This window comes from Peribacillus sp. NPDC097295 (genome assembly GCF_044761665.1).
Taxonomy (GTDB): domain Bacteria; phylum Bacillota; class Bacilli; order Bacillales; family DSM-1321; genus Peribacillus.
In genome coordinates this window covers 1-25,720 of record NZ_JBIWCW010000019.1, presented here as the reverse complement: position 1 = coordinate 25,720, position 25,720 = coordinate 1, and the positions used below count along the sequence as shown (strand labels likewise).

Annotated in this window: 26 protein-coding genes; 9 read left to right on the top strand and 17 right to left on the bottom strand. The window is 39.4% G+C overall.

Features of this window, described 5'->3' with window-relative positions:
* Window positions 1–93 precede the first annotated feature (93 nt).
* Complete coding sequence (locus ACIQXN_RS19110; protein WP_402970322.1) at window positions 94–861, top strand: IclR family transcriptional regulator; 768 nt, start codon at window positions 94–96, stop codon at window positions 859–861.
* 37 nt (window positions 862–898) lie between these two features.
* On the opposite strand, the gene ACIQXN_RS19105 is transcribed toward ACIQXN_RS19110, so the two are convergent.
* The 13 genes from ACIQXN_RS19105 to ACIQXN_RS19045 form a co-directional block, all read right to left on the bottom strand.
* Complete coding sequence (locus ACIQXN_RS19105) at window positions 899–1,627, bottom strand: enoyl-CoA hydratase/isomerase family protein (protein WP_402970319.1); 729 nt, start codon at window positions 1,625–1,627, stop codon at window positions 899–901.
* Between the two features lie 39 nt (window positions 1,628–1,666).
* Window positions 1,667–2,446 carry an enoyl-CoA hydratase/isomerase family protein gene (locus ACIQXN_RS19100; protein WP_402970315.1) on the bottom strand — a complete coding sequence of 260 codons (780 nt, stop codon included), beginning with the start codon at window positions 2,444–2,446 and terminating at the stop codon, window positions 1,667–1,669.
* 109 nt (window positions 2,447–2,555) lie between these two features.
* Entirely contained in the window at window positions 2,556–4,406 is a 1,851-nt protein-coding gene (locus tag ACIQXN_RS19095) for a CoA transferase (RefSeq protein ID WP_402970311.1), read from the bottom strand.
* 118 nt (window positions 4,407–4,524) lie between these two features.
* Window positions 4,525–4,668 (bottom strand): hypothetical protein, encoded by a 144-nt coding sequence (locus ACIQXN_RS19090; RefSeq protein WP_402970309.1) that lies wholly within the window; start codon window positions 4,666–4,668, stop codon window positions 4,525–4,527.
* A gap of 218 nt (window positions 4,669–4,886) precedes the next feature.
* Window positions 4,887–6,122: a CaiB/BaiF CoA transferase family protein gene (locus ACIQXN_RS19085; RefSeq protein WP_402970307.1), complete on the bottom strand. Its 1,236-nt coding sequence runs from the start codon at window positions 6,120–6,122 to the stop codon at window positions 4,887–4,889.
* A gap of 35 nt (window positions 6,123–6,157) precedes the next feature.
* On the bottom strand, window positions 6,158–7,360 hold the full coding sequence (locus ACIQXN_RS19080) for a CaiB/BaiF CoA transferase family protein (protein ID WP_402970305.1): 1,203 nt from the start codon (window positions 7,358–7,360) through the stop codon (window positions 6,158–6,160).
* Between the two features lie 104 nt (window positions 7,361–7,464).
* The gene (locus ACIQXN_RS19075) at window positions 7,465–8,637 is read right to left on the bottom strand and encodes an acyl-CoA dehydrogenase family protein (protein ID WP_402970303.1); all 1,173 of its coding nucleotides are present in this window, start codon (window positions 8,635–8,637) and stop codon (window positions 7,465–7,467) included.
* A gap of 18 nt (window positions 8,638–8,655) precedes the next feature.
* Window positions 8,656–9,078: a Zn-ribbon domain-containing OB-fold protein gene (locus ACIQXN_RS19070; RefSeq protein WP_402970301.1), complete on the bottom strand. Its 423-nt coding sequence runs from the start codon at window positions 9,076–9,078 to the stop codon at window positions 8,656–8,658.
* A gap of 7 nt (window positions 9,079–9,085) precedes the next feature.
* Entirely contained in the window at window positions 9,086–10,252 is a 1,167-nt protein-coding gene (locus ACIQXN_RS19065) for a thiolase C-terminal domain-containing protein (RefSeq protein WP_402970299.1), read from the bottom strand.
* Between the two features lie 5 nt (window positions 10,253–10,257).
* Window positions 10,258–10,704, bottom strand: a complete 447-nt coding sequence (locus tag ACIQXN_RS19060; RefSeq protein ID WP_402970297.1) for a hotdog family protein — start codon at window positions 10,702–10,704, stop codon at window positions 10,258–10,260.
* A 14-nt stretch (window positions 10,705–10,718) separates the two neighbouring features.
* Window positions 10,719–11,231: an FAS1-like dehydratase domain-containing protein gene (locus ACIQXN_RS19055; RefSeq protein ID WP_402970294.1), complete on the bottom strand. Its 513-nt coding sequence runs from the start codon at window positions 11,229–11,231 to the stop codon at window positions 10,719–10,721.
* 57 nt (window positions 11,232–11,288) lie between these two features.
* Window positions 11,289–12,452 carry an acyl-CoA dehydrogenase family protein gene (locus ACIQXN_RS19050; RefSeq protein WP_402970291.1) on the bottom strand — a complete coding sequence of 388 codons (1,164 nt, stop codon included), beginning with the start codon at window positions 12,450–12,452 and terminating at the stop codon, window positions 11,289–11,291.
* Window positions 12,453–12,534: 82 nt separating this feature from the next.
* Entirely contained in the window at window positions 12,535–14,103 is a 1,569-nt protein-coding gene (locus ACIQXN_RS19045; RefSeq protein WP_402970289.1) for a class I adenylate-forming enzyme family protein, read from the bottom strand.
* A 242-nt stretch (window positions 14,104–14,345) separates the two neighbouring features.
* Here ACIQXN_RS19045 and ACIQXN_RS19040 point away from each other — a divergent pair, with 242 nt between their 5' ends.
* Window positions 14,346–14,945, top strand: coding sequence for a TetR/AcrR family transcriptional regulator (locus ACIQXN_RS19040; RefSeq protein ID WP_402970286.1), 600 nt, complete (start codon window positions 14,346–14,348; stop codon window positions 14,943–14,945).
* Window positions 14,946–15,234: 289 nt separating this feature from the next.
* Complete coding sequence (locus ACIQXN_RS19035; RefSeq protein WP_402970283.1) at window positions 15,235–16,839, top strand: MFS transporter; 1,605 nt, start codon at window positions 15,235–15,237, stop codon at window positions 16,837–16,839.
* Between the two features lie 155 nt (window positions 16,840–16,994).
* Here ACIQXN_RS19035 and ACIQXN_RS19030 read toward each other — a convergent pair whose 3' ends face one another.
* Window positions 16,995–17,261 carry a hypothetical protein gene (locus tag ACIQXN_RS19030; protein ID WP_402970280.1) on the bottom strand — a complete coding sequence of 89 codons (267 nt, stop codon included), beginning with the start codon at window positions 17,259–17,261 and terminating at the stop codon, window positions 16,995–16,997.
* 257 nt (window positions 17,262–17,518) lie between these two features.
* Here ACIQXN_RS19030 and ACIQXN_RS19025 point away from each other — a divergent pair, with 257 nt between their 5' ends.
* On the top strand, window positions 17,519–18,847 hold the full coding sequence (locus ACIQXN_RS19025) for a polysaccharide biosynthesis protein (protein WP_402970277.1): 1,329 nt from the start codon (window positions 17,519–17,521) through the stop codon (window positions 18,845–18,847).
* Between the two features lie 196 nt (window positions 18,848–19,043).
* Window positions 19,044–19,235 carry a DUF3934 family protein gene (locus tag ACIQXN_RS19020; protein WP_402970274.1) on the top strand — a complete coding sequence of 64 codons (192 nt, stop codon included), beginning with the start codon at window positions 19,044–19,046 and terminating at the stop codon, window positions 19,233–19,235.
* Between the two features lie 108 nt (window positions 19,236–19,343).
* Here the strand turns inward: ACIQXN_RS19020 and ACIQXN_RS19015 are convergent, their stop codons facing one another.
* Window positions 19,344–19,709, bottom strand: a complete 366-nt coding sequence (locus tag ACIQXN_RS19015) for a DUF948 domain-containing protein (protein WP_402970271.1) — start codon at window positions 19,707–19,709, stop codon at window positions 19,344–19,346.
* A 97-nt stretch (window positions 19,710–19,806) separates the two neighbouring features.
* Entirely contained in the window at window positions 19,807–20,181 is a 375-nt protein-coding gene (locus ACIQXN_RS19010) for a DUF948 domain-containing protein (protein WP_402970268.1), read from the bottom strand.
* A gap of 245 nt (window positions 20,182–20,426) precedes the next feature.
* Here ACIQXN_RS19010 and ACIQXN_RS19005 point away from each other — a divergent pair, with 245 nt between their 5' ends.
* From ACIQXN_RS19005 to ACIQXN_RS18995, 3 genes are all read left to right on the top strand, one after another.
* Entirely contained in the window at window positions 20,427–20,708 is a 282-nt protein-coding gene (locus tag ACIQXN_RS19005) for a four-helix bundle copper-binding protein (protein ID WP_402970263.1), read from the top strand.
* Between the two features lie 223 nt (window positions 20,709–20,931).
* On the top strand, window positions 20,932–21,240 hold the full coding sequence (locus ACIQXN_RS19000) for a hypothetical protein (protein ID WP_402970258.1): 309 nt from the start codon (window positions 20,932–20,934) through the stop codon (window positions 21,238–21,240).
* 126 nt (window positions 21,241–21,366) lie between these two features.
* Entirely contained in the window at window positions 21,367–21,567 is a 201-nt protein-coding gene (locus ACIQXN_RS18995; RefSeq protein WP_402970416.1) for a YqaE/Pmp3 family membrane protein, read from the top strand.
* Window positions 21,568–21,637: 70 nt separating this feature from the next.
* Here the strand turns inward: ACIQXN_RS18995 and ACIQXN_RS18990 are convergent, their stop codons facing one another.
* Window positions 21,638–24,205 carry a DEAD/DEAH box helicase gene (locus ACIQXN_RS18990; RefSeq protein WP_402970257.1) on the bottom strand — a complete coding sequence of 856 codons (2,568 nt, stop codon included), beginning with the start codon at window positions 24,203–24,205 and terminating at the stop codon, window positions 21,638–21,640.
* A gap of 415 nt (window positions 24,206–24,620) precedes the next feature.
* On the opposite strand from ACIQXN_RS18990, the gene ACIQXN_RS18985 reads away from it, so the two are divergent.
* Window positions 24,621–25,574, top strand: coding sequence for a sensor domain-containing diguanylate cyclase (locus ACIQXN_RS18985; RefSeq protein WP_402970254.1), 954 nt, complete (start codon window positions 24,621–24,623; stop codon window positions 25,572–25,574).
* Window positions 25,575–25,720 lie beyond the last annotated feature (146 nt).

The following is a 25,720-nucleotide window of genomic DNA, read 5'->3' as shown; positions in this document are numbered from 1 at the left end:
TATAATTGAACTATCTCTAGCTTATAAAAATAATTAAAGCCAGTTACATGCTCGTCTAAGAAAATAAGACAGAATAGATTAATGGAGGAATACATGTCTTCAAATAAGACCATACATCGATTAAGTACGGTAGATAATGCAATATCACTGCTCACTTTGTTTCTAAAATATGATTCTATAGGACTCGTAGATGTGGAAAGGGAAACTGGCATCAGTAAAACCGCTGCTTTCCGATTGGCTGCCACAATGGCAGATCGGGGATTTTTGGTCAAGGATTCGAAAACAAAGCGATATTATCCAGGTCCTATCCTCTTTCAATTGATTCGAAAATTTCAAGTGAACGATATTATTACCGTTTCTCAGCCGTTCATTCAGGAGCTGGCTAAACATACAACTGAGTCCATCTATTTATCTATTCGATCAGGAAATAAGAACATCTTCTTATTAGGGGTCAATAGCTCCCATCCCATGAAGGTTACAATTCCCTTAAATGATGAAATGGATTTATATTATAGCGCTACTGGTAAATTACTTATGGCATTCATGTCCCCGGATGATATTGATAACTATTTCAAAAGGACCTTTTTACATAATTCCACACCTGAAAATACGGTGTATCCTGAACAATTGAAAACTGAATTGACAAAAATCCGAAACGCAGGTTACTCCACCAGTTTTGGAGAATACGATTCTGAAACTGCGGGTATAGTTGCACCTATTTGGGGACTTGCTGATGAACCCGCCGCCACATTAGGAATATATCTACCTATGACACGCATGACACCTGAAAGAAGAGAAGAATTGATCAATCTAGTTCTCGATACCGCAAACAAGATTTCAATGGAATTCAGGAAGCATTAATCAATAAACACAAGTAGGAGATTTGTGTTTTAATCTCCTACTTGTGTTTATTCCAGGTACGCGCTATAAGTACTTTTTCCCTTGCCAGTCCCTCAGCTAATGACATATCCAAGCCATTAGTAACTAAGGACTTAATTACCCTTGATGAATTTGCTTTATGTTCAACAACTTTCCGCATATAGTCTACAGTGAACTGTATTAATTCATCCTTAGGCACAATACGGCTGATCATTTTCTTAAGATATCCTTCTTCTGCCGTAATTCGATGACCACCCATGGCAAAATCCAAAGCTAAGCCTTGATGTAGTAGTCTAGGAAGGCTCTGGGTGCCTCCTGCTGCAGGTATCATCCCCAATTGTGCTTCAGGTAAAGCCAATTTTGTGCCAGGAGCTGCAAAACGAAAATCACAAAGCATAGCCATTTCTAAACCCGATCCCACTGAAAATCCATGCAAGGCCGCTGCAATCGGCTTGGTCATACGACGAATTTCCTCCCATAAATCCCTTTGTAGCCTAACTTGCCGTTTTCTTAATACAGGAGGATGGGTCCCGAATTCAGTTAAATCTGCACCCGCACAAAACCCCTTTCCCGCTCCGCATAATACAGCAGCATCTATTGTCGGGTCATCTCGAATAGCCATAATTATTTCGTATAATTGGTCCCTCATTGCCACATTGAATGCATTTAAACGATCAGGACGATTTAATGTAATTAGAGCTATGGGTCCTTCTTTTTCTAAACGGACTACTGAATCGATAGATTCCATAAGCCACCCCTTTTACTAAATTCAATTGGTTGATTTTTATCATTCTCCTTTAAATTGAAGCGGGCGCTTTTCTAAAAAAGCTTGGACACCTTCCATTCGGTCATGGCTTGTTTGGAGCAACATATAAATGTCAAGTTCCAAACGGAGAGCTTGTTCCAATGGCAATTCACTGCCTCTTAAGAGACATTCCTTTGTAAATTGCATCGACAGAGTGGATAGTTTGGCTAGCCGCTTTGCTTCGTTACATGTTTCTTCCCACAAAGAGGCACTGCTTATCACTTTGTTTACTAGACCAAGTGTTAGTGCCTGGGATGCTTCTATCCTTTCTCCACCAAGTAACATAGACATTGCCGGACCTTTACCAATCAATCGCGGCAAACGTTGAGTAATGCCTCCAGCCGGAACGCACCCCCAAGTTACTTCTGGAACTGAAAAAAAAGCATTGTCCGATGCATACCTGATATCTGCAACACAAGCCAAACTTAAACCAAGTGAAGAACATTGACCATCAAGAGCGGCAATGATTGGGTAGGGTAAACGAGACCACTCTTCAATCGCTGCACTTGCTAGAGTAACAGTCCCATAGGATTCATTTTCTGGCACCACCGTTTCAAATGGAGCCTCTAACCCTATCGAAAAGTCGGAACCACTGGAACCGAGAACAATGACTTTAATGTCATTCATTTCAATAATTTCACGCGCAATGCTTTTTAATTCTTGTGACAGCTGTGAATTGAATTGATTTTGCCTTTCAGCGTCATTCAATATCACGTACACGATATGATCTTCAATCCAGACCTTAAGATAATGATATTTCAAAGTTTCAACCTCCTCCATATGAATGCGCTATCATGTAACATCCACAACGAATACATTGACACATGTATTGCCTTTCGTTTATTTCAAGTTAATGAAATGAATGAACAAGCTAACCGAACAATTCACTGACACGTGAATTAAGTTCTGGGGGCGGACACTTCGAAGCATTCCAACCTTTACTCTCCCAAGGTAAACCAAGTACAGGATCTCCACCAGATAAAGAAAAAGGGGTTAATAGACCTGAATTGACTATATCTATAATACTGTTCACATGTACAGGCTCTTTCTGCTTGGCGGGGATTTCACCATTAATCAGATAATCAGCTGTAAACTGACATGCTACCTCATATTGAGAAAGATCTATTTGTAATCCAGTACATTCGTTTTCCTTCCTTATCAGGGAAGCAACAAGGGCGAATGCACCATGGATACCTGCTCCTAAATCCGTTAAGGAAAATCCAGGGAGAAAAGGAATGCCATTAGAATAAGAAGTCATTGACGCCAGCCCAGACATGGCTTCCAGGGTAGGGCCATATCCTACAAAATCTCGATATGGACCAGTCTGGCCAAAAGCAGACAGAGATACAATTGCCAAGTCAGGTTTATACCTCCATAATTTCTCCTTAGTTAATCCAAAGTTGGCCATAACGCGTGGGCTGAAATTTTCTATGAGGATATCGCTTGTAGCAACTAAATCTAGAAATAGTTGATAATCTGACTCTAATCGTAAATCCAATTGAATCCCAGTTTTATTCCGATTCAGTTCTCTAAAAAAAGGGGACGATGCACCTTTATTTGACCGAATACCGTCCGGACGGTGGGGTGCCTCGACTTTAATAACCTCCGCACCTAAATCTGCAAACAATCGCGTGCAATATGGACCAGACCACATTCCTGTTAAATCCAAGATTCTTAATTCTTTCCAAGATGATATCTTCTTAGCATTACCAATCTCGTTTTTAAATGGTTTGGGGTTGGAGTTGATTTTCCAAGGTAGACTAATCCTCTTTGAATTCGACCAGAATTGACGGGCTGCTAGCTGGGTACAGTTTTTCACATCTTCAAGAGATTGGACTTTAGCAAAAGGCATCCGGAATGTTTGTCCTGTAAAGAACAATTCCTCCTGAGTCATTGTGCAAGTCCACTTCGATAAAGAATCTTCCAAACAATCACAGTCTGCAATTCTCCCTTTTGCATCAGACCATTCTAAGCGATGGGATATTCCTGCCCACTCCTCTAACAATTCCCACTTCTCATCCACTGGGGCTCCCACAAACGCCCAGCCATTTGCGGCAGGTAAGATAGCCATTGGACATAATGAATGGTGTCGGTTCCCTGATTTGCTTCTAGATGCCCCTGTTGAAATGTAATTAGAATAAGCTCCTTCTAGAGCACTAACGACAATGGTGAGCGCTTGCACCTTAACTAAGCGTCCCCGAGCTGTCCACTTTTTCTCCAAAAAGGCAAGCAATCCAGCAGTTGCAGCATGGGCTCCAACAAGATAAGAAGCAGGAAATCCCCCAATAACCAAAGGAGTTCTGGATGGTTCACCAGTTAAATCCATCCATCCTCCCATGGCTTGAAGAGCATGCTCTTCGTCCTGCTCTATATCTTGTGGAAAATCTATTCGAACACCAATACTACAGAACTCTGAATCAGATAGGAAGGTAGTTAGTTTTTGATCCAACATATTACATCCATGGCTATCCCACAATATGATATCCCACGATTCGCAAAGAAGACGATCCAATATTTTATCCAGGTCTTGATAATTCATAGCTTGCAAAACTTTTTTGTCGGTATCCCGAAAAGAAGAAATCGCTTGTGATTTCATCGACAACTTGGTAACTTGTGCTCCACTCACTGCAAGCATCCGGCCTGCGTATCCACCAGAAGGACCTTCTGTAAGTTCAAGAATCCGGATTCCTGTCAAGAGCTCGTTTTCCAATTTTTGAAACATCGCCTTTACACGCCTTTCTTCAATTTCCAATATCCGATGATTGTCTACTATTATTATTTCGCTTTTTTACCCATTGATTTTTCGTTTTACATTTTTTAAAAATAGCATTCAGATTTTTTTAATCAGCTGTGGGTAAGGCAACCGGGTTTTTCATATCCATATTTTTATTGCAGCATTGAATAGTTCCTTCTCCTGCCTTTATACATAGAATCTCAACTCCGCATTGCTTACATTCCATCCTTTTGCCAAGTTGGTTTGCCACTGATACTCACCTCTACTTATGATAGTATTTATTTTCCGACTATATTAGTTGATTTAATTAGTTTATTTACTATCCAGAGTTTTTCCACAACATTTCATATCTGCAGGTGCTGCCTTAATTACGATGAATTCGCTTTGGCATGTTACACAAACATATTTGCTTCCAATTTTAAGTGACAAATCCTCCACCTCCTACTTTTACCCGTTTAGGGAAAATTCTTATTTAATTTTTTTTCTTGCAGTCAACGGCTTCTCTCCGATAATATCCTTCTCTCTCAATGAAACGATATGTTCTTCCGTTAATTCCAAAATACCCTTTAACACGTACTCATTATGTTGCCCAAGTGTGGGGGCCGGAGTATGATGATCAAGGCGTCGTCCAGAAAACTTAACTGGCCATGTCGGGAAATCTTGTGTACCCGTGAATTCCCGGCTAACCGTTTGAAACATATCTTTTAGGTATGGGGCTTCGACTATCTCGTCTACATGTAGTACAGGACCTGCACTCACTCCAGAATTTTGCAGAAGATTTGTTATCTCTTCATTATTTAATTCCTTTGTCCAGTTTTCTACCAATCTATCCAAATCTGATTGGTGTTCGCACCTTCCCTCCATAGTTTGAAATCGTGCATCGTTTGTCCAAGAAGGGTTTCCTATGACATCACAGAAGCTTTGCCACTCGTCTTCTGTAGTGACAGCAAGCGCCACCCATGCATCATCCCCCTTGCTACGATATATTCCGTGGGGTGACATATTCGGTTGTCTATTCCCCATACGCCCCCAATTTCGTCCATTCATGGAGAAATCCGCTATTGGCTGACCCATTAAGTTAGCACAACCCTCAACTTGCGCAACTTCCACTGATTGCCCCTTACCTGTTCTTGCTTTGTACTCCAATGCAGCTAAAAGCGCATTAGAAGCATGGAAACCTGAGATTACGTCAGCTACACCTGCTACAATCATGGGATTATCGTCACGGTAACCATTCACTTGAGCGATACCAGACAATATTTCAAAAGTGAAAGCGAAGCCTGGTTGGTCTCGATAAGGTCCAGTTTTACCGTATGCAGGCATAGACATCATAATGATTTGTGGATTGACTTCACAAAGGGTTTCATAGGAGAGGCCGAAATTCTCCATGACACGTGGTGTAAAATTTTCAATCACCACATCGCTTTTAGTGACTAGATCTTTGAATAGCGTAATCCCTTCTGGGTCATTTAAATTAAGTGTGATGCCCACTTTATTCATATTTGCGCCATTAAACTGAGGCCCCAACTCCCACCAATCTTCTCCTGGCGTAGACATGGAATACCTGAATCCATCTGGGAGCTGCACCGATTCGATTTTAATCACTTCTGCACCCAATGCACCAAGATACGAGGTGCAGATCGGACCCGACCACCACATGGTCAAGTCTAATATTCGAACTCCTTCCAAAGGTAAGGATGACATAGATTCAGTTCCTCCTTTTATCCAACATGATTTACTTATATAACTCCTTCTCTGTCCAGCAGTTGGATTTCCTCTTCTGTAAATCCTAATATTTCACCAAAGAGATATGCATTATCTTCTCCTAATAATGGAGCTGGTTTTCTTATTTCCCATGGAGTTTCAGACAAGCGGTAAGGTGCCCCTGGCTGGACCACCTCACCCATGATAGGATGATTGACGGAAACAAAGAATTCACGCTCTTTATATTGTGGAAAATCAAGCATCTCACCAAATGTCGGAATGGCAGTGATTGGCACTCTCCATTCAACACCTAGTTTGAAGATTTCTTCCTTTGTATGTTCCATTAGCCATTTATCTACTCTTCCGCGAAATTCGTCCCTATGTTTAATTCGATTGAATAATTCCATGAATCTCGGATCTTCAACCCAATCATACATTTCCGTCATACAACAGAAATCTTGCCACTGCTTGCCTGTCAGGATGCTAATGCCAATATATCCATCCTTACATTTTTCAATGCTTGGTAACGTAACATATCGCTTTGTAAATATGGACGGGCTACTTGGAAAGGAATTTTGGACTGTACGATAGGGAGTTTGTAATACTGCGCATTCTGTAATCGAAACATCTACATGTTTTCCTTTGTTTCCATTCCGTCTTCCGGCAATTGCTGCGAGTGTTGACATACTTGCAAATGCTCCTGAAATGTACTCCATCATCCTTAATGCCCCTCCAGCCCTAAGTGGTTCTCTTGATTCATCTCCAATTTGATACGCAAATCCACTCATTGCCTGGGTTATAAGTTCCGTACCTTTAAAATCACGATAATCTCCTTGCTGTCCAAAATTTGAAATGGATGTCATGACTAGGTTTGGATTTATTTCCTTAAGCACGTCGTAACTTAACCCCAAACTTGGCATGACCCTGGGGCTGAAGTTCTCCACCAAAACATCAGCATCCCTAACTAGAGTTTTAATGATTTCCACTCCACGTTCACTTTTTAAATCCAATGTGATTCCTATTTTATTGTTGTTAAGATACCCGAATAACCCACTTGCATCATGGTTAGGTTCATCATTGGGGAAAGGACCTTCTTTTCTTGATGGGTCACCTTTTCCTGGCTGTTCAATTTTTATTACTTCGGCACCTAAGTCTGCCAACATCTTAGTACAATATGGTCCCGCAATATTTCTTGATAGGTCTAAAACTTTGAGGCCAGAAAGGGCTTGCTCCCTCATATTTTTCACACCCTTCATCTTCATAGGGAAACATTATTAAATTCACAGCTCTAGTTTGCAACTAGAGCTGTACACCATATATTCATCATTGAGTACAAACATTTTCATTTAAGATATTGAAGTGATGCATCGGTAACTGATTTTTGTGTAAGAGATTGACCGATCTTCTTCAAATGCATGGAAGCAGGTCCAAGATTCAATTGCATACTTTTAAAACGACGGAAACAGAATTGTAAGGGATAGTCCACGTCGAGCCCCATTCCACCGTGTAATTGATGGGCACCCACCAAAACATCTTGTCCTTTCATACTAAGCCATGTCTTGGCGATGGATATTTCTCTTTCTGCAGAAGCACCTTCTTCCAATTTCCATATAGCTTGGTAAGCAGCTAATTGTCCTCCCTCAACCATCGTATACATATCAGCCAACCGGTGTTGGACTGATTGAAAACTACCAATTGTGCGTCCAAATTGCATACGTTCTTTCACATAATCTCTTGTCACTTCCAAGGCCCTACGGAGTACGCCAGCCATTTCAACGCATTGAAGAGCAGTTGCCATCTGTATTGTTTTTTGTGTCAATATCCATCCATTGTCTATTTCACCAAGAATGTCTCCGGTTGAGACATTCACTTCCTGAAGGCCTACTTCGAATAATCGATCAGATCCAATGGATGGCAATAAGGAAGTTTGAACTCCAGATTGGCTTCCTTTGACTAGAAAGAGACTTAATCCTTCACTACTTCCGCCCGAATTCTTTTTCGTTCTGGCTAGAGTTAGGAGATAATCAGCAGAATCTGCAAATGGAACAAACAATTTTGACCCAGAAAGGCTATATTCTCCTCCCCTCTTGTCTGCAAAGGAAGTTATATGCTTAAGATTGTAATGGGCTTGGGACTCCGATAAAGCACTTGTGAAAATAAGCTCTCCATTTGCGATTTTAGGTAACAAATCACGCTTTTGCGCTTCTGTACCATGATTAATAATGGGAAGCACTCCATACGAGATAGTTGATAGAAAAGGGGCTGGCAGGGTAGCATACCCTGCTTCTTCTATCACAAGGGCTAAATCCATTAAATTACCACCAGCTCCACCATATTCTTCGGGGATTATTAATCCGAGTAATCCCAAATCGGCCATTTCTTTATAAAGAGATATAGAATAACCATTATTACTTTCTTCAAACTCCTTTAGAGTAGAAACCGTACATTTCTCTTTAAAGAATTTTTGTGCTGTGCTTTTGAACACCTCTTGAACTTCACTTAAAGCAAACTCCATCAAATCCCACCTCTTTTATCATGTATTTTGACGTTTGAACTTGGGTAATACAAGATCATCGGAAATTTGTTCAACCACTGCTTCTACAGGCATACCTATATATATCTCATCAGGCTCACAATCTACCATATTAGAAACGATGCGGACCCCTTCCTCTAATTCAACAAGAATACATTCATAAGGAACTTCAAAACCTGGGTGTACAGGTCGGTGGTAAACGACGTAACTGTAAATAGTCCCTTTTCCACTTGAAGGTACCCACTCCATATCGAATTTTTTACAGTTGTAACAAATAGGTCTCGGTGGGTGCATATAAATTTGGCAACGCTTACATCTTTGGATATGAAGTTCTTTTTTTTCAAGGAGAATCTTCCAAAACTCTTTTGTATCCTCACTCATCATAGGTTTAGGGATTGGGTATTCCTTATTGTAACGAACCATATACTCTCTACCTCCTTTTTAAAATTAGACCGCTTGAAGGAACACCTGGACCGCTTGTCACCAAGGTAAGCTCCGCATCCTCTACTTGTGTGGTTGAAGTTCCGCGAATCTGGCGAACACCTTCCGTGATAAGATTCATACCATGAAGATAGCCTTCGGACATTAGACCGCCAGCTGTATTGATGGGAAGCTCGCCTCCGAGTCTAATTCGGTCGCCTCCCTCACAAAACCCTACTCCTTCTCCCGGTCCCACAAAGCCAAGTGCCTCTAATTGCATAGGAACCAAAGGGCTGAAAGCATCATAAAATTGAGCTACATCGATATCTTGCGGCGTTACACCAGCCATCTTAAACAAGTCTTTTCCATATTGCGCTATTTCAGGGAACTCCGCTATATCAGGACGATAGAAACTAGTCATGACTTCCCCGTTAGTTGAAGTCCCTTGGATTGCACCAGAAATATAGGCTGGGCGTTGCTTCAGGTGTTTTGCCCGTTCAGCAGTTGTGACTATTACCGCAACGGCCCCATCTGTACTTAAGCAACAATCATGACGGCGTAAAGGAGCCACATTCATTGGTGAATCGAGATATTCTTCCATGGTTAAAGGACGGTCATAGAACATCGCATGTGGATTACGATTCGCATGTTCGCGGTTAACCAATGCAATAGAACCGAATTGCCCATCCTTTATCCCATATTTATGGATATAACGCTGAGCAAACATACCATCCCACGAAACGGGGGTTAATAGTCCATAAGGGTGATACATCCCCATATACACATCAGTTGAGACTCTTGTAGGTTCAAAATCGCCAAACTTTATCCCTGAAGCATCCCTAATCGATCGTACACATACCACATAATTCGCTAAACCTGCCGAAACTGCAGCGACCGCATGCGCAACTGTTCCACAACTTCCACCACCACCATAAGGGGTCTTACTGAAAAAGCTTAGGTTCGGTATCCTTAATGCTCGAACGATTTCAACCTGTTCAGCAGCAGTATCTAGGGTATAATTGACCATTCCATCAATATCTTCAACCTTAAGTCCAGCATCCTCAACTGCATCTAAAATGGCTTCTAAAGCCATTTGAAGTTCACTTCGACCGCAGTTACGGCTAAATTCTGTAGCTCCAATGCCGACTATCGCAGTTTTATCCGATACACTCTCCACAAATATTACCCCCTCACATGATCTAGTGCTAGGACAGCAGTGCCCACGGCATGATTCCCCAGCTTATTTTTACCGATAAACTCTACTTCTACTAGTTTCTTATTATCAGATTCATATTTTTTGATTATACGGCCACTAATTGACATCACATCACCGGGATAATTGGGAACAGCCAGCCTCACTGTAATTTTCTTGAGTTCTCCGGTTGGTCCGCACCAATCCGTTAAGTACTTTCCAATCAATCCATTAGTTGTAAGAATATTCATAAATACATCGTCAGCACCAGCTTTACGTGCTGCATGATAATCATGATGTACGTCTGTATAATCGTGTGTTGCCGAAATAGCTCCTGCCACTACCAATGCCGCTGTTATTTCCCTTTTTTGCACCGGTAACTCATACCCAACCTCAACTTCATTCCAACTAATTGATGATGCACTTGTTATAGACATTCATTTTCCTCCTATTATTTAGAAATTGCATTATAAACTAAAATAGTGAAAGTCTGTTTACATACTAGTTCGTCACGTTGGTTGACGAATGTATAGAGAAAGGTAACAAAATAACCTGGTCCACGAACCGTTTGCTTTTCTGCTGATACCTTATTCACTGAAACGGTATAGGATATTCGGTCTCCTAACTTGATCGGTTCAAAATATTCTTGACCCTGTTCAGTTGCAACGATCGACGTATATCCTTCCTTTTCCAGTAATGCAAGTAATCGTTCTTGCGAATGCGGTTCCCGCTTGGCTTCTGGCCAGAGTGGATTCATCGTAAAAACTTGCACTTGCATTGGGGGAGCAATGATGCCTTCAAATTTTGTTTTTGAAGCATAGTCTTCATCCACATATAATGGATTTGTATCCTGCATCACTTCACACCAATGTCGAATCATTGGTTTACAAACCTCATCTGGACCCTCTATTCTTTCGGAATACACCCCAACAAACTCGTTTATCATATCTTCAGTCAATGGCATCTTGTATTTCCTCCTTCTTTGTCTTTATGATTCTATATCATTCCTTTATCATTCACGTCATGTTCGAGGCAAGCCTAAACCGAATCTTGCAACAAGATCACGCATAGAATCGTTTGCACCCCCGCCAAAAAGAAAAACAAGATGGCTTTTAGCATACGATTCAGCTTTTCCGTCTAAAACTGCATGACTTGATCCTGTTTCTAACTGGCCAAACATTCCCATGATTTGCATGCAGGTATCATATACTTTCTGGTTGAGCTCTGCTGCGAACACTTTGTTCATCGATGGACGAAAAGTTGCGTTCTTTTCATTGGAGTGAGACCATGCAGCACGGTAATTAAGTAATCTAAGAACCTCTATTTCGACGGTCAATTCAGCAAGGCGGTCACTTACCCACGGATTGTCAATGACGCGTGTCCCATCTATCATGGTATCACTTGCCCATTCTGTCGTTTCCTCAATCATCCGTTCCATCTTCGAATAAGTTGACAGCATTAGCCTTTCTAAGGAAAGCTGTGTTGTGATATATTGCCACCCTTTGTTTTCCTCCCCTACAAGAGCCTCGAGAGGAACCCGGACATTATCATAGTAAGTGACATTCGTTCTTTCTCCCATCAGGTTCATGGGTGTGACTGAGAAACCTGGAGTATTTGTAGGTACTAAAAATATCGATATTCCTTTATGTTTTGGAGCGTCCGGATCAGTACGGGCCGCCAACCAAATGTAATCGGCTACATGCGCATTAGTGGTGAATACCTTTTGGCCATTAATAACGTAAGAATCTCCTTCTTTTACTGCTCTCGTCTCTAGGGATGCAAGGTCTGTCCCAGCTTGTGGTTCAGAATAACCAACTGAGATTTCGACTTCACCTTTCAAAATCTTAGGTAAGAAATATTCTTTTTGTTCTTTTGTCCCGAGTTTCATCAGAGTTGGTCCGACTGTCTCTAAGGTAATAAATGGAATATTAACACCTGTTCGGTTAATTTCCTCCAAGAATATATATTGTTCCAGAGGAGTCCTTCCTTGCCCTCCAAATTCAGCTGGCCATCCGATACCAAGCCATCCATCTTGACCTAGATTACGAATATATTGATGCCAGAGTGGACCCCCATCTGGATTCTCTTTTAATTCATCCAGTAGTTGTGGTGTTATTTGATTGTCTAAATATGAACGGATTTCCTGTTTTAGTTGATCTTGTTCCTCGGTTAAATCAAAACGCATATCGATCACCTCTTTACAATTTTTCACAACATAAAGTTCTAGATAGCGAGCATTCTTAGAATGGATTATATGAGGGTGTGCCTTAGTTGATAGGATTGGTAATAAACTGTTCCCTTAGATTTCTTTTTAGGATTTTACCAGTTGATGTTCTGGGGAGTTCTCTTGCAAATGTAATTTTTGTCGGTCGTTTAAAGCTGGCTAAATGGTTCTTGCAATAAAGGATGAGTTCTTCGGTTGTCGGTGGAGATTCTGGATTGTTTGGGATGACGACTGCCATTATCTCTTCTCCCCATTCCAGACTGGGGATACCAATCACAGCGACATCAGCTACTTCAGGATGTTCAAAAAATACGTTTTCAATTTCGGAGGGAGAAATATTTTCACCGCCACGAATAATCATATCTGAACTGCGTCCACTTAAGAAAAGGTAACCATCTTCGTCCAACCACCCCATGTCCTTCGTATTGACCCATCCATCTACAAGTGTTTCACTCGAGGCATCAGGCCGTTTCCAGTAGCCCTTCATTGTCCTTCCCGTTCGAACATATACATGTCCGATTCTATTTACTTCCGCAGGCATACCCTCATCGTTTAAAATCTTTACATCCACTCCTGGCAAGGGTTTACCTACTGAGGAAAGCCGTCGAATCTTTTTATCGATTTCTTCCTTCGTTCCACTTAGCCTATGATCTTCAGGGTTTAGTACACAGACTGTAGAAGTGGTCTCGGTCATTCCAAATGCATTCGCAAAATTCACACTTGGAGGAAAAGAATCGATTGCACGTCTTATGACTGGATATGGCATGGGAGCAGCACCATAAGAAAGACTTTCAAGTGAACTTAGATCAGTCGTGTTGAAATCTGGATGATTCAGCACCCAACTAAGCATGGTCGGCACTAAAAATGCCTGCGTTGCTTTTTCATCCTCTACAGCACGAAGCCACTCACCAGCATCAAATTGCCTTAATAAAATCAAGCGTCGCCCCGTATATACGGCATTGCAAATACTAGTCGCACCAGCAACATGATAGCTCGGTACGGAAATTATAGTTGACCCTCTATCCGTTCCATCAGCTGCTTCTGAATGTCCCATTACATAAGTAGTTAACTGGCCATTTGTAATCATGACCCCCTTTGGTCTACTCGTGGTGCCACTCGTATATAAAAGAATTGCCAAATCATGTCTCTCCACATCTGCAAAATCCAAATACGGGTGAGTCACACTGTTGATTATTTCTTCATAATTCAGTCCTATACCCTGATCCCCGTCCAAGCAAATTGTTGTTTCAATTCCACTTGAAGGTAACAATGGAGCAATCAATTTCGTATAACGACCTTCAATCAGGAGAACTTTTATACCTGCGTCAGAAATCATAAACTCCAACTCATCTGCTTTTGAACGATAATTAATGGGGACGATTACAGCACCTAATTGGAAGCTAGCAAAAAAAGCCTCAATCATTTCAGGACTGCTAGTCGCAATGATACCAACTCGATCACCACGCCCTACCCCTAATGATTCTAAGGCTGAAGCTAAACGGCCTGTGCGGTCAATTAATTGAGAGTAGGTTTTCCTTTTCTCCCCAAAACTTATGATTTCCTGCTCAGGTGCTATGCTTGCGGCAATATTTAATAACAAATAAGCATTCAATACTAGTTCCTCCCTCACAATTTTGTAACCGCTTTCTTTTTTATTTTTTACCTTTTATTGCCATTGCGTTAATAATAATATAAAATTGCTAAAATAGCAATGTATTAAAAATTAAATATTCGGAAAATAAAATTCCCTGGAATCATACTTTTTTAGGATATAGTCAATCCTTGTATTTTGAATTCAAAGAATCCCTTCAAAGAAATTTAAAGTATAAAATATTTTTTAAAGAGGAGCTTGATATGAAAAAAGTGGACCGTAGAATTAGACGAACAAGACAATCATTAAAAGATGCTCTTATTTCATTGATTGAAGAAAAAGAACTGTCAGCTATCAGCATTACTGATATTGTTAATCGATCTGATGTAAATCGATCTACCTTTTATGCTCATTTTCGAGACAGGGAGGAATTACTCGCTTGTATAATTGATGAACTTCTAGATGGGATGATTCAATGCATGCGTGAAACTTCCCTTCAAAACTACCCGGATGTAAATCCAATAAGTGGTCCCTCCATTGAAACACTTCAGCTTTTCATCTATATAGAGAATCACTCCGCTTATTTTAAAACCTTGATGAATCATGAAAGGGTACCACAGTTTATAATTCAACTCTCTCAAACTATGTATAACTTTTACTTAAAGGAAATTAAGGCCCTAGAATGTGAAGAACAACTTAATCCAGGTTTTTTTGCTAGCTACCTCTCTTCAGTTCTCGGAGGATTCATTTATCACTGGATAGTCCATACTGATATGAAGTATTCGTCTACTTATATAGCTCACGAATTCACGAAGATTCTTACCATGAAACCCTTCCTACCCCTGTTTACTCGCAATGAATAGATCATCCTAACTCACTTGAGAGTTTATGGAAAATTAAGCTTATTTTGTTGTGTAATTTGTTCTTATCAGAAAGAATCCCCCTTTTAATTGTTTTACCAACATTTTCGGCATTTTTAATGATTGATAATCCATACATGAACAATCTATAATTCAGGTAACGAGCAAGTACATTTTCATCCACGTGATTTCGCGAAGAAAAAATCAGGGCTTCAATTTGTAAGCGTTTACATCATGTGTTTTTCTTAATCAGTATGTACGATTATGACTATATTAAAACTGGGGGAATATGATGAAGGATGGAAAACAAAGGTCTCAATGGGGTCAGTTTGCTGCATTAGTGTTTGGATCGTTTATAGCAATTGAAGCAATGGTTTTTCAAGCTCCTGCAATTCCAAGCATCTCTGAACATTTTCAACTCCCGACATACTTGGCAGGCTTGATCATCTTGTCATTTTATATTGCTTCCACAGCCCTCTACCCCGTAATGGGAAGGGTTGCTGACCAATTGGGAAGAAAACGGGTTCTATTATTCGGGATGTCGATTTTCGCAATTTCTGAATTCGCAGCCGCTTTAAGTCCTAGTTTCTCCTTCTTTTTAGGTGCCCGTGTTATACAAGGTTTTGCAGTTGCATGTATCTTACCTGTAGCCATTGCTTATATCGGAACAATTTTCCCTCCTGAAAAAAGAGGAATGGCTACAGGAATATTATCAGCAGTTCAGGCCGTAGCCTCCATGACCGGAGCCGTCATTGCAGGGTACTTGGTACAGCAATATGGCTGGCCTATCATTTATTGGATTAGTGGTGCACTTTCAATAATTGGTTTTGTAGTAGTAAAAGTGTTTGTTGAAGAAGCGAAAGGGAATGGAACACGTTCCTTTGATTTTCTGGGTGTTTTGTTATTAATTATAACTACAGGGTGCATGTTATCGGTCTCTACATTGGTGAAAAGCTTTGGCATTTCTTCTCCCTATACCCTTGGAACTCTCGGTTTAGGTGTTGTAGCTGCTATTTCACTTTGGGTAGCCGAAAATAAAATGGCCAACCCTATAGTTGAGCTGTCACTGTTAAAACGACGGTTATTCGCCATGGTTGTGATCATTAATCTATTGGTCATTGCAGCATTTCAGGCATTCATCTATTCTATGAACTTTTTTATTTCTACAAAACCTGGTGGAGATGTGGTCGAGGTAGGATTGTTTTACATGGTCATCTATGGGGGCTCCGCTGTTGGAGGGCTGATTTTTGGAAAACTAGCGGATAAAATAAATAACAAAAAACTTGTCCTATCCATCTTACTGATTCCTATTCTTACGATTTTCATCTTTTCATTTATTGATACCCAAACCCCTTTTTCTTATATTTCCATGTTTGCCTTTATCTTAGGCTTTAGTCAAGGTGCGATTACGCCGATTTTCATCAAGTATGCTTTAAGCGAGATTCCACCAGCACAGTATGGAGCCGGCTCAGGTCTTTTTTCAACCATACGTGATTTTGGAGCTCCTTTCGGTTCTGTTACAGGAATACTTATTTTTTCAACCTTTACAGACTTTTTTACAAAGTCATCTCTTCTCAGTCAGGCTAAACAGGCTGGTATTGATTCTAATTTCATGGGAGCCGTGGAACAAGCTAGATTATCAGAAGGGAAAGTAACGGATCAAGGACTTGTGACCGAACTTCAATCGCTAGGGATAAAGATTGAAGATTTATTGTCAACGGCTTCAGGAGAGGGTCTTTCTTTTGCTATACAGAATATTTCATATATCGTAATTGGATTATTCATCATCACATTTATACTCAGTTTATTCATACCAGGCACTAAGGTTGAAAAGGTCGAACGGATACAAAAAATCGAGTTGGAAATAGACAACTTAGATTCAAAAACTTCTATCTAATCCCTTTGACAGAGTACACCATAAAGACTCCATAACAAATAGCATGGCCTGATATAACTCATGCCGTGCTATTTGTTATTCTAAATTTTTGGCTGGTAACTGATTTTCAACAATCTAACCATTTAACCAATAAAAGCTCCTAGATTAAGAGGAGTTCATTCATCTGCAAATTCTTTTAATCTAGGTAAGATTGGTACTAATATTTCATTTGCTATGTAATCTGTGTCTAACCCTATGAACTGTTTTCCGTCTAATTCAACAGATCTGGCATACTCGGGGTTGTTACAGAATATAAACGAGATTATTCCATCTTCTTCTGTCATGTCTACATATTTAAATGAAATATGATTTTGAGTTAAACAGCTTTCAAATGCAATACATAATTCGTCTAAATTGGATTGATCAATAGTTGAAAATTTCATTTTTTTCATCTCCTCTGAATACAGGATAGCAAAATATTTATTTGAATACAAAGTGCATATCAAAGTTTTATTTGCCATAATCCTTTTTTGTCTGAGGGTATCTACCGAGAGGGAATTAATTGAAGTAGTCAACGATAAGTAGTTGACTTGCCCCATTAGACGTTAAACTTCCTTATCTTACTCGCTATCATTCATTATGAATATTCCGGTGCCTGTCTCATATGTTTATACAAACACCTTTTGAGGAGTGTGACAGCATGCAGTCTTTTTATAAAGGAACGCTCATCTTGATTATCGCAGCGTTTTTTGGTGAATGTATCGAGTTCTTCGTAAATATGATTCTGGCCAGGGAACTACAAGAAGAAGGTATGGGACTTTATATGTCCATTTTACCGGTATTCTTTTTGATATATGTAATTGCCAGTTTTGAATTACATGTTTCAATTGCCAAGTTTGTCGCAGAAAATAAACCTACTTTACATTATAATCTATTGCTACATGCCTTTAAATTGGCTACAGTTGTCGTATTGATCATGTGTATCATCATGCCTTTGATTCTTTCATTTTCTTCGATTATGGATGGATTTCATCCGTATATAAAATGGTTGCTGATCGGCTTGATTCCCATTGTGGCATTTTCCTCGATTGCAAGAGGATATTTTATGGGTGTACAGCAAATGGGGAAGATTGCGATTTCCAACTTTTTAAAGAAAATCTTTCAGTTCGGGTTGCTTCTCGTCATCTTCAACCTTTTCCAATTCAACCAGGAAAAATCATTGTTGATGGCTTTTTTCGTATTAGTAGGAAGTGAGTTCCTTGTATTCTTATACTTGATCAGTATACTGATTCTACATGTTCGGATCATGGGTCGTGGTACGAATCTAAGAACTACGGGCAAACATGCCCGTCAAAAACTAATGGAAGTATCCCTGCCTACTATGGGACTAAGAATTTTTCATGCCGTAACAAATGCAATCCAGCCTTTCTTGATTCATGCTGCCCTTCTTTCAGCAGGCTTTGGCACAGTGCTTGCAACTGAGCATTTTGGAATGTTGACAGGTGTTGCGATGACTATCGGATTTTTTCCGGCTTTTATCGCTCACTCTTTAATGATTATGCTCATTCCAACTGTATCGGAAGCTCATAAGAAACAGGATAAAGAAAAGCTTAGAATCTTGTTGCAAAAGTCAATGTGGTTTACGGGGATGTATGGAGTCCCAGCCGTACTCATCATCTACTTATTTGCGGAACCTCTTACAGCATTATTCTTTTCTTCTACAGCTGCTTCCCTTTATTTGAAAATGCTTTGTCCTTACTTCCTTTTTCACTTTTTTATCATACCGATGCAAGCCTACCTCATTGGTTTAGGATTAGTGAAAGATGCGTTTATCCATACAGTTTGGGCACATATTGTGTCATTTTCACTCATGTATATTTTAGGTTCCCAATCGATTCTTAACATGGAAGGCATTATTTTAGGTATGAATACAGGTGCCGTCTTAATCACATTCATGCATTACTTAACGATATGCAAAAAAATAGGCATAAGCCTCACATTGACAAAATCCAAGCAAAACGTTTATTAATCGATCCTACTTTCGCTTTAAACCGTACCACCTTGCTTGTATTCACTAAACTTTTATTGATTTATATAAGGGTTTTTAAAAAGAAATGTTCCTTTCCCTGTACTTATTCCTCTATTTGATGTATATTTCAACATACTTGGGTATTAATCAAGCAACGTGGTTTAAACTAAGCATACAACATTAATGGAGTGATTTCATGAGCAAGGCTAAAGCTAAAACTGGAACAGGCAAGGGAACAGGGACAGGTACGGGAAAGAAAGGTTGGAATCGTTGGAAAACGGGAGCCAATAAGAAAAAGAGTGCCAAGCCATATGTAAGCAAAGGTGTTAAACATGGCAACGAGCCCAAAACCTCAGGGAACGATAGTAGCAATAATAACGAGAAATAATACTACTACTGATAATAGACCAAAGGAAAGACACTCCCCAAGTCGGAAGTGTCTTTTTTGTTCAATGAGGTTAATGCAATGTATGTAAAAATCCAGAGAAGTGCTTTTTTATCTAATATTACTTTTGGGTTTAGCCGGATTGATTTTTTTAGGAGAGATCTTCGTATTATAATTGGTTGTGGCTTTCTTTACCGTATCCGTCACAGAATGAATGGCTTCTCCGACGTCTTGAGCTGAATCGAATAACGGTTCCACTGTTTTGATTTTACCTTTCACGTCCACGGTGATATCATTCGCTGTATGGATTAGCTGTTTAGATTCGGAAGAAAGATCTTGGATAGCACCTCTCACATCCACCAATGTTTTATTGGCCTCCCCTAACGTCACCATCACTTTCTGCAGTGTACTAATCAAGAAAACCACCAACCAAATAAAAGCTAATGCGATTGCCGCGACGCTGTATTCCATAACCATGAAATAATCCCCCTTAAACTTGAAAAATTCGTTCCTTCATATGGCTTTCAATCGTTGCATATGTTAGTTGATCTCGGGGTGGACGGCTGAATGATTATTATTTAATTTTGATATGTACTCCCTCTGGCTGATTATTTGGAGCTGTAGGATTTGGTGGAATTTCCGAGTCATTCCTGCTTGCTTCTTTGATTGTGTGTGTGACATTATGAATCATTTCTCCTACATCTTGTGCAGATTCCAGCAAAGGATCTACATTACTCATTTTCCCTTTCACATCGACTGTAATTTGATTTGCAGTATGGATTAATTGTTTAGATTCATCTGTAAGCCCATGTACCGCTTTTCTCACCTCTTCAAGAGTTTTATTGGTTTCTTCAAGAGTACCCATCCCTTTTCGAAGCGTCTGGTTTAAATTATAAATCAAATAAATGACTGCTCCGGAAACACTAGCCACGCTTAATTTAATATACATGCATGCAACCACTCCTTTTCTTTAAATTTATGCATGGGTTCCCCCTTTCATTCCGTAAAAGACTGGCTTGTCCCGATCTTCTTGATCTGTTTTTTTACTATGTATGATAATGTCTTATTGAATCTGGGATTTACTGTTTTAAAATTAGTTTTTATAGTAAGGGATAATCTAGAGATAACAATTAAGGAGGAATCCCCATGTCACACGAAAATTATCAGTCAGTCATTTAAACCTTACACGAATGCATGACAGCATGTAACCATTGTTTTGATGCTTGCTTAAAAGAAGAGAATGTAAAGATGATGGCCGAATGCATTCGCTTGGACCTAGAATGTGCGGAGATGTGTTCATACTTGGAACAGGCGTTAAGTAGAAATACACCATTCGTTTCCGAATTAGCAGCTGCTTGTGTTAAGATATGCGAAAGCTGTGGGAATGAATGTAAAAAACATGATCATGAACATTGTCAAAAATGTGCCGGTGCTTGTTTGACATGTGCGGTAGAATGTAGAAAATTAGTAGCATAGTTTGATGAAGGGTAGATTTCTGGTTCCTTCTTTTTTTGTTTTTAGATACCTTATTAATAATGCTATTATTTATTTAATCTAGATAAGGAGTTGTGGAATTTAAATATATTCTATCGAGGTTATTGATAAAATTACCATTCTGTATTCTAAAATCTTCATTTTATTATTTATTGAATTTAGCAATTCAAGGAATACTATCCTTAAAAATAGGAGGCTTAAGCAGATGGCCAATCAAAAAGTTACCGCTATGAATAAAAAGGGATCGACATTAGATAAGAAAGGGGATGAAAATGAAGTAGGCCGTCTCAACAGTTTATTGGGTGAGGTAATGAGGTACTTATCTGATGATAATCAAGAAGAAATAGACATTGAATACTTATTGGAGAATACGGATGGTCTAAGGGAATGGTGGGATCAATACCGGGAGCTTGACCGGAAACGGATTGAAGACCAAATCAAAAATTCCCTTGGTGAGCTACCTGTCGAAGATCTGGAATTAATCCTGGAACAGATACGGAATAAAGTGGATTGAGCCTACTCATTACATCTTAAAGTGGATCCGATTCTCTTTTTTAGTAACGAGCCAAATGACTAAATAGCCCAGCAATAGCATACATGTTATATTAGCTGTATCCTTTAAACTTGGAGAGTGATCAATATTCTTTATTTAATCGCCATTCTATTCCCCCCATTAGCCGTTTTATTTGCCGGTAAACCCATTCAAGCCCTACTTAATCTAATTCTCACATTGTTTTTCTACATTCCAGGTCTGATTCATGCTCTCTTGGTTGTTCATGACAAAAAAGCGGATAATCGCATGAAGCAGCAAGCTGCCCTGATTGCCAAAAGAAAAAAATGAATACTACCTTAAAACCCCCGGATATCAGGAATTGGCTGATATCCGGGGGTTTCCTTTTACTAATATCTTTTTAGTATTTGCGGTTTTTTCGATGTCCACTATGATAACAAGCGTCGCAAATTTGAAATCGCGAGTCATCTGGAAGCTGTTTTCCACAACGCTTACACTTTTTTTGATAATTGATGATTTCATCTTTTAATTGATCATGAACACCATTACTGATTTCTTCCCGTACCCGCTCCCAATATACAGCTTCAGTTCTCTTTCCCATTCTATATAGAAAGAGAAGATGGAGTCCTATTGCCTTATATGAAAGCTCCAACTCTTCTAGGTTCCTGGTCCTGATAAGGGGATCAGGAAGTTCGCTGCTTTCAGCAATTGCCTCGACAGTTTCAAGCCATTGGCGTATGAGCCGAGGCTCTTTAGCTGAAAAAGGAAGATGAAGAAAGCCATATAAGTCCATTAATGAAAAACGAGCTTCGATTTCGGTATCTCGAATCAGTTCATAAAGCTCACGTTCCTCTGAAAGTGATGCTTTTTTTGTTCCATTTGGTGGACTGAACTTCTCCCACATTTCAAAAAATGTTCCAAGGTTCCTGTAGTACTTTTGAAACCGTTCAAATACTGTAGATGTCGGGGCAATCGTGAAAGTTTGTACGGGTTCATCTACCTGTTCAAGTAATTTTCGCATGATTTTTATGTCAGCTGTAAACGCAACTTTACCCGTGTCATAGATCCCTTTTCTCCCAGCACGGCCTGCTATTTGTTTAACTTCTTGGGAAGTCAGCCTTCTTCTTCTTGTCCCGTCGAATTTTTCATTTTCAAGAAAGACTATGCGTCGGATTGGTAAATTCAACCCCATTCCAATTGCATCGGTAGAAACGACGACTGATGTCTCACCACGATTGAATAGTTCGATTTGCCTTTTTCTGTTTTCAGGAGGCATGCTCCCATAAATCATGCTAACCCTATGGCCACCCGCTTGTACACGCGAGGCCGTTTCAAGAACCTGCCTCCTTGAAAAACAAATGAGGGCATCTCCTTTTTTGGTGTGTTTTGACTCGAACTCTTTTGCTTCTATCTCTAATGGAATGTCCCGCCGATATTCATACAGTTCCAGATCAACTTCATCAAGTAAGTTGAGTAGCAATTTTTGAATATTTCGGCTACCGATAATGTGTACCTCTTTTGCATTCGCTTTCGTGATTGCCCGATACCAAGAAAATCCACGGTCTTTGTCGGCTATCATTTGAGCCTCATCAATGACAATCACATCATAGTAGTCCTTTTCATGAAACATCTCAACCGTACAGGAAATATGCTTTGCTCCCATTACTGGCTTTTCTTCTTCACCTGTTTTTAATGAGCAAAGCACCCCATCCGCATTTAACTTATCAAACACTTCAAGAGCAAGGAGTCTAAGGGGGGCAAGATATAATCCACTCTCTGCTTTTTTCATTTTCTCTAAGGCTTGATGTGTCTTACCTGTATTCGTATCTCCGATATGCAAAATATACTTAGCCTGTTTTCCTAACGAAGGAGTATAAGCCTTACCAAAAATATCATCAAGAATTCTTCTCTCTTCTTCTTTCTTGCGCTCTTCTTCTGCCAGTATTTCTGCTTTTTTCCGCTCCCTGTTTTCCTCGTCCTTTTCAAAAATCTCTTGATGCAAAGCTTCATCAAACGGAATTTGAGCCAGATTGAGTAAGTCAGATAAGTACTCTTCTTGTAGTTCATCAAAACAAGCTTGTGAAAGATCTGACAAATCATCTTGAAGCAATTCTTGAAGGGTCTCCAAGGTCACTATTTCGCCATATGATTCTGAAAAATCCTCCAATACTTCTTTAGATAAATAATCAAGAATCTTCTTAGGGACAAATCCAAAGATAAACTCCATAACTAACCGTTCATAGCGATAGTAATAATTTTCATATTCATAATGGCTCTTTGCCCAGTCAAATGTGGAATGAATATCCCCCGTCAATTCTTCGAGAAAATCAGTTACCATAAGGTAATCGTTAGACTCGAACGAACCCTCTTCCACCAATCGTTCTTCAAGTAAAAATGGTTCAACAGATTGAAATTTCGGCTTATTTTGAATATCCGTTGCTATTATTCCGGACATATAATAACGGACATGCAAATACACAAGAAGGGAATGATTTTCAAAAAAAGTGTTCGCTTCATCTTCGAGTTTTTCTTGAACAACCCATCGCTTATGTGCGAGCTTTTGCTCCTCTTGCCGTTTGAAGTAAACCTCCCTTGCTTTAAGATATCTCTGTTCCCATCCTTGCTCGTTTTCTAAAAATGTTTTGTCCAACCAGGATATTGTATCAAACGGCTTATATGACCTTAGCTCATTTCGAAATAAATTGTTAATATGCTTATGATCGGTCCCTTCCGTAATGTGTCCACGTACTTTTAAAAAAGCTTTTTTCTCTTTTCTTGGCACATCATTTGAAGCTTTATTCAACCAAACATTCAACCAAATCTGTTCGACATAAGACTTACGATCTGAAAGGTATGTCTCATAGACCGGCATAATATCTTTATTTTCTATATAACGATCGATATCCTGGAGAATTTTTTGCTTTGTGTGGTCTATTGAAATTGGGTATACGCTTTCTAATTTTCCCATAATAATCCCCTTTTGAATCTTCTTATTTATTATCCTTTCCAAAAATATTTTATAAATCAGCCATATATCATAGCATTTTTTTATCAACTATGTGATTAAAAGCAAGAAAGAAGTTCGACAATGCAAATAGTGATAAAATATACCATGTATGATAGATTGATGGTACTGTTTCCATTTCTTAAAAAGTGGTATACGTATAGTATGGATTTTGACTCATTTACCATAAGCTATGTAATTTCCATGTTAATAATGAAGGTTTACCCCTATACTATCAAATTTTAAGCAAACCTGTGTCCCTTTCAACATAATAACCCGGAATTAGTGTTACCTTCATGCAATTAATAAACAACAGACCTGAAGTACTTTAATCATAATGCATCCAGTACAATAAACTTTAGGAAAAGGGGATTCAGAAATGATTTTCCATGATATTAATTACTACAAGAATTTTGACTCCATTGCTAAAGAAGTATTTGAATTATTAGCTCATACGATTAAAGTCAATACATTCGTTATCACGATCTTTGATCAATCCCAAAGTTTTATCGTCAAGTCCTTTAACCGCAATGCAAGCTTAATTAATAGCGGGGATACTCTAACCTTTAATCAGATTCTTTGTAAAATGGTTATCGAAAATAATATGGAACCAGTTGTTATTGACAATATAAAAGATAACCCCCTGACCCGTAATCACCCCATTTTGACAATGCTTCACAATGGATGTTATATGGGCGCCCCCATCACTAATGAGGATCGGATCATCGGTACACTGTGTGCATTCGATAATAAACCTTATGATTTTAAAGTATATGATGAGGTGCTTTTAAAATCATTGGCATCCTTAATCAGTCAAACGGTCATCATCGAGAATGGAATAATAAGGGATTCGCTAACAGGTCTCTATAACCGGAACTTCATTTTTAATTATTTCGAATATAATAAGGAAGAAATCCAAAATGATATGTCCCTTCTTTATATCGATCTCGACAATTTCAAATATTTCAATGATGCTTTTGGCCATGATATGGGGGATATCGTTATCAAACGGACCGCAGAATGCCTATTGGAATCTGCCCCTGAGGATAGTTATGTTGCTCGGATTGGTGGGGATGAATTTATCATTTTATTACATTCATCTCAAGCAGAGGATTTTACAACAAGTACAAAACAGATTGCCGAGAACATACTGGAGCAATTATCTAACATGCCTATCCAAATTGGTGGTAAAGAACATAAGGTTTCAGCGAGTATGGGAGTGAGCTTCTATCCAGAACACGGGAACGAGATGATCACATTACTGAAAAGAGCGGACCATTCAATGTATGCGGCAAAAGAAGGAAAAAAACGGATTCATTACTATTCTTCATGATGCTTTCCCTAGGGGAATACATAATCGAGTAGGAGGAGGCGCCTAGCCTCTGACCTCTCACACCACCGTACGTACCGTTCGGTATACGGCGGTTCAGTTTAAGTCTGACGTAGTTTTGTATATCGTTCATATAAACTTTCTAACCC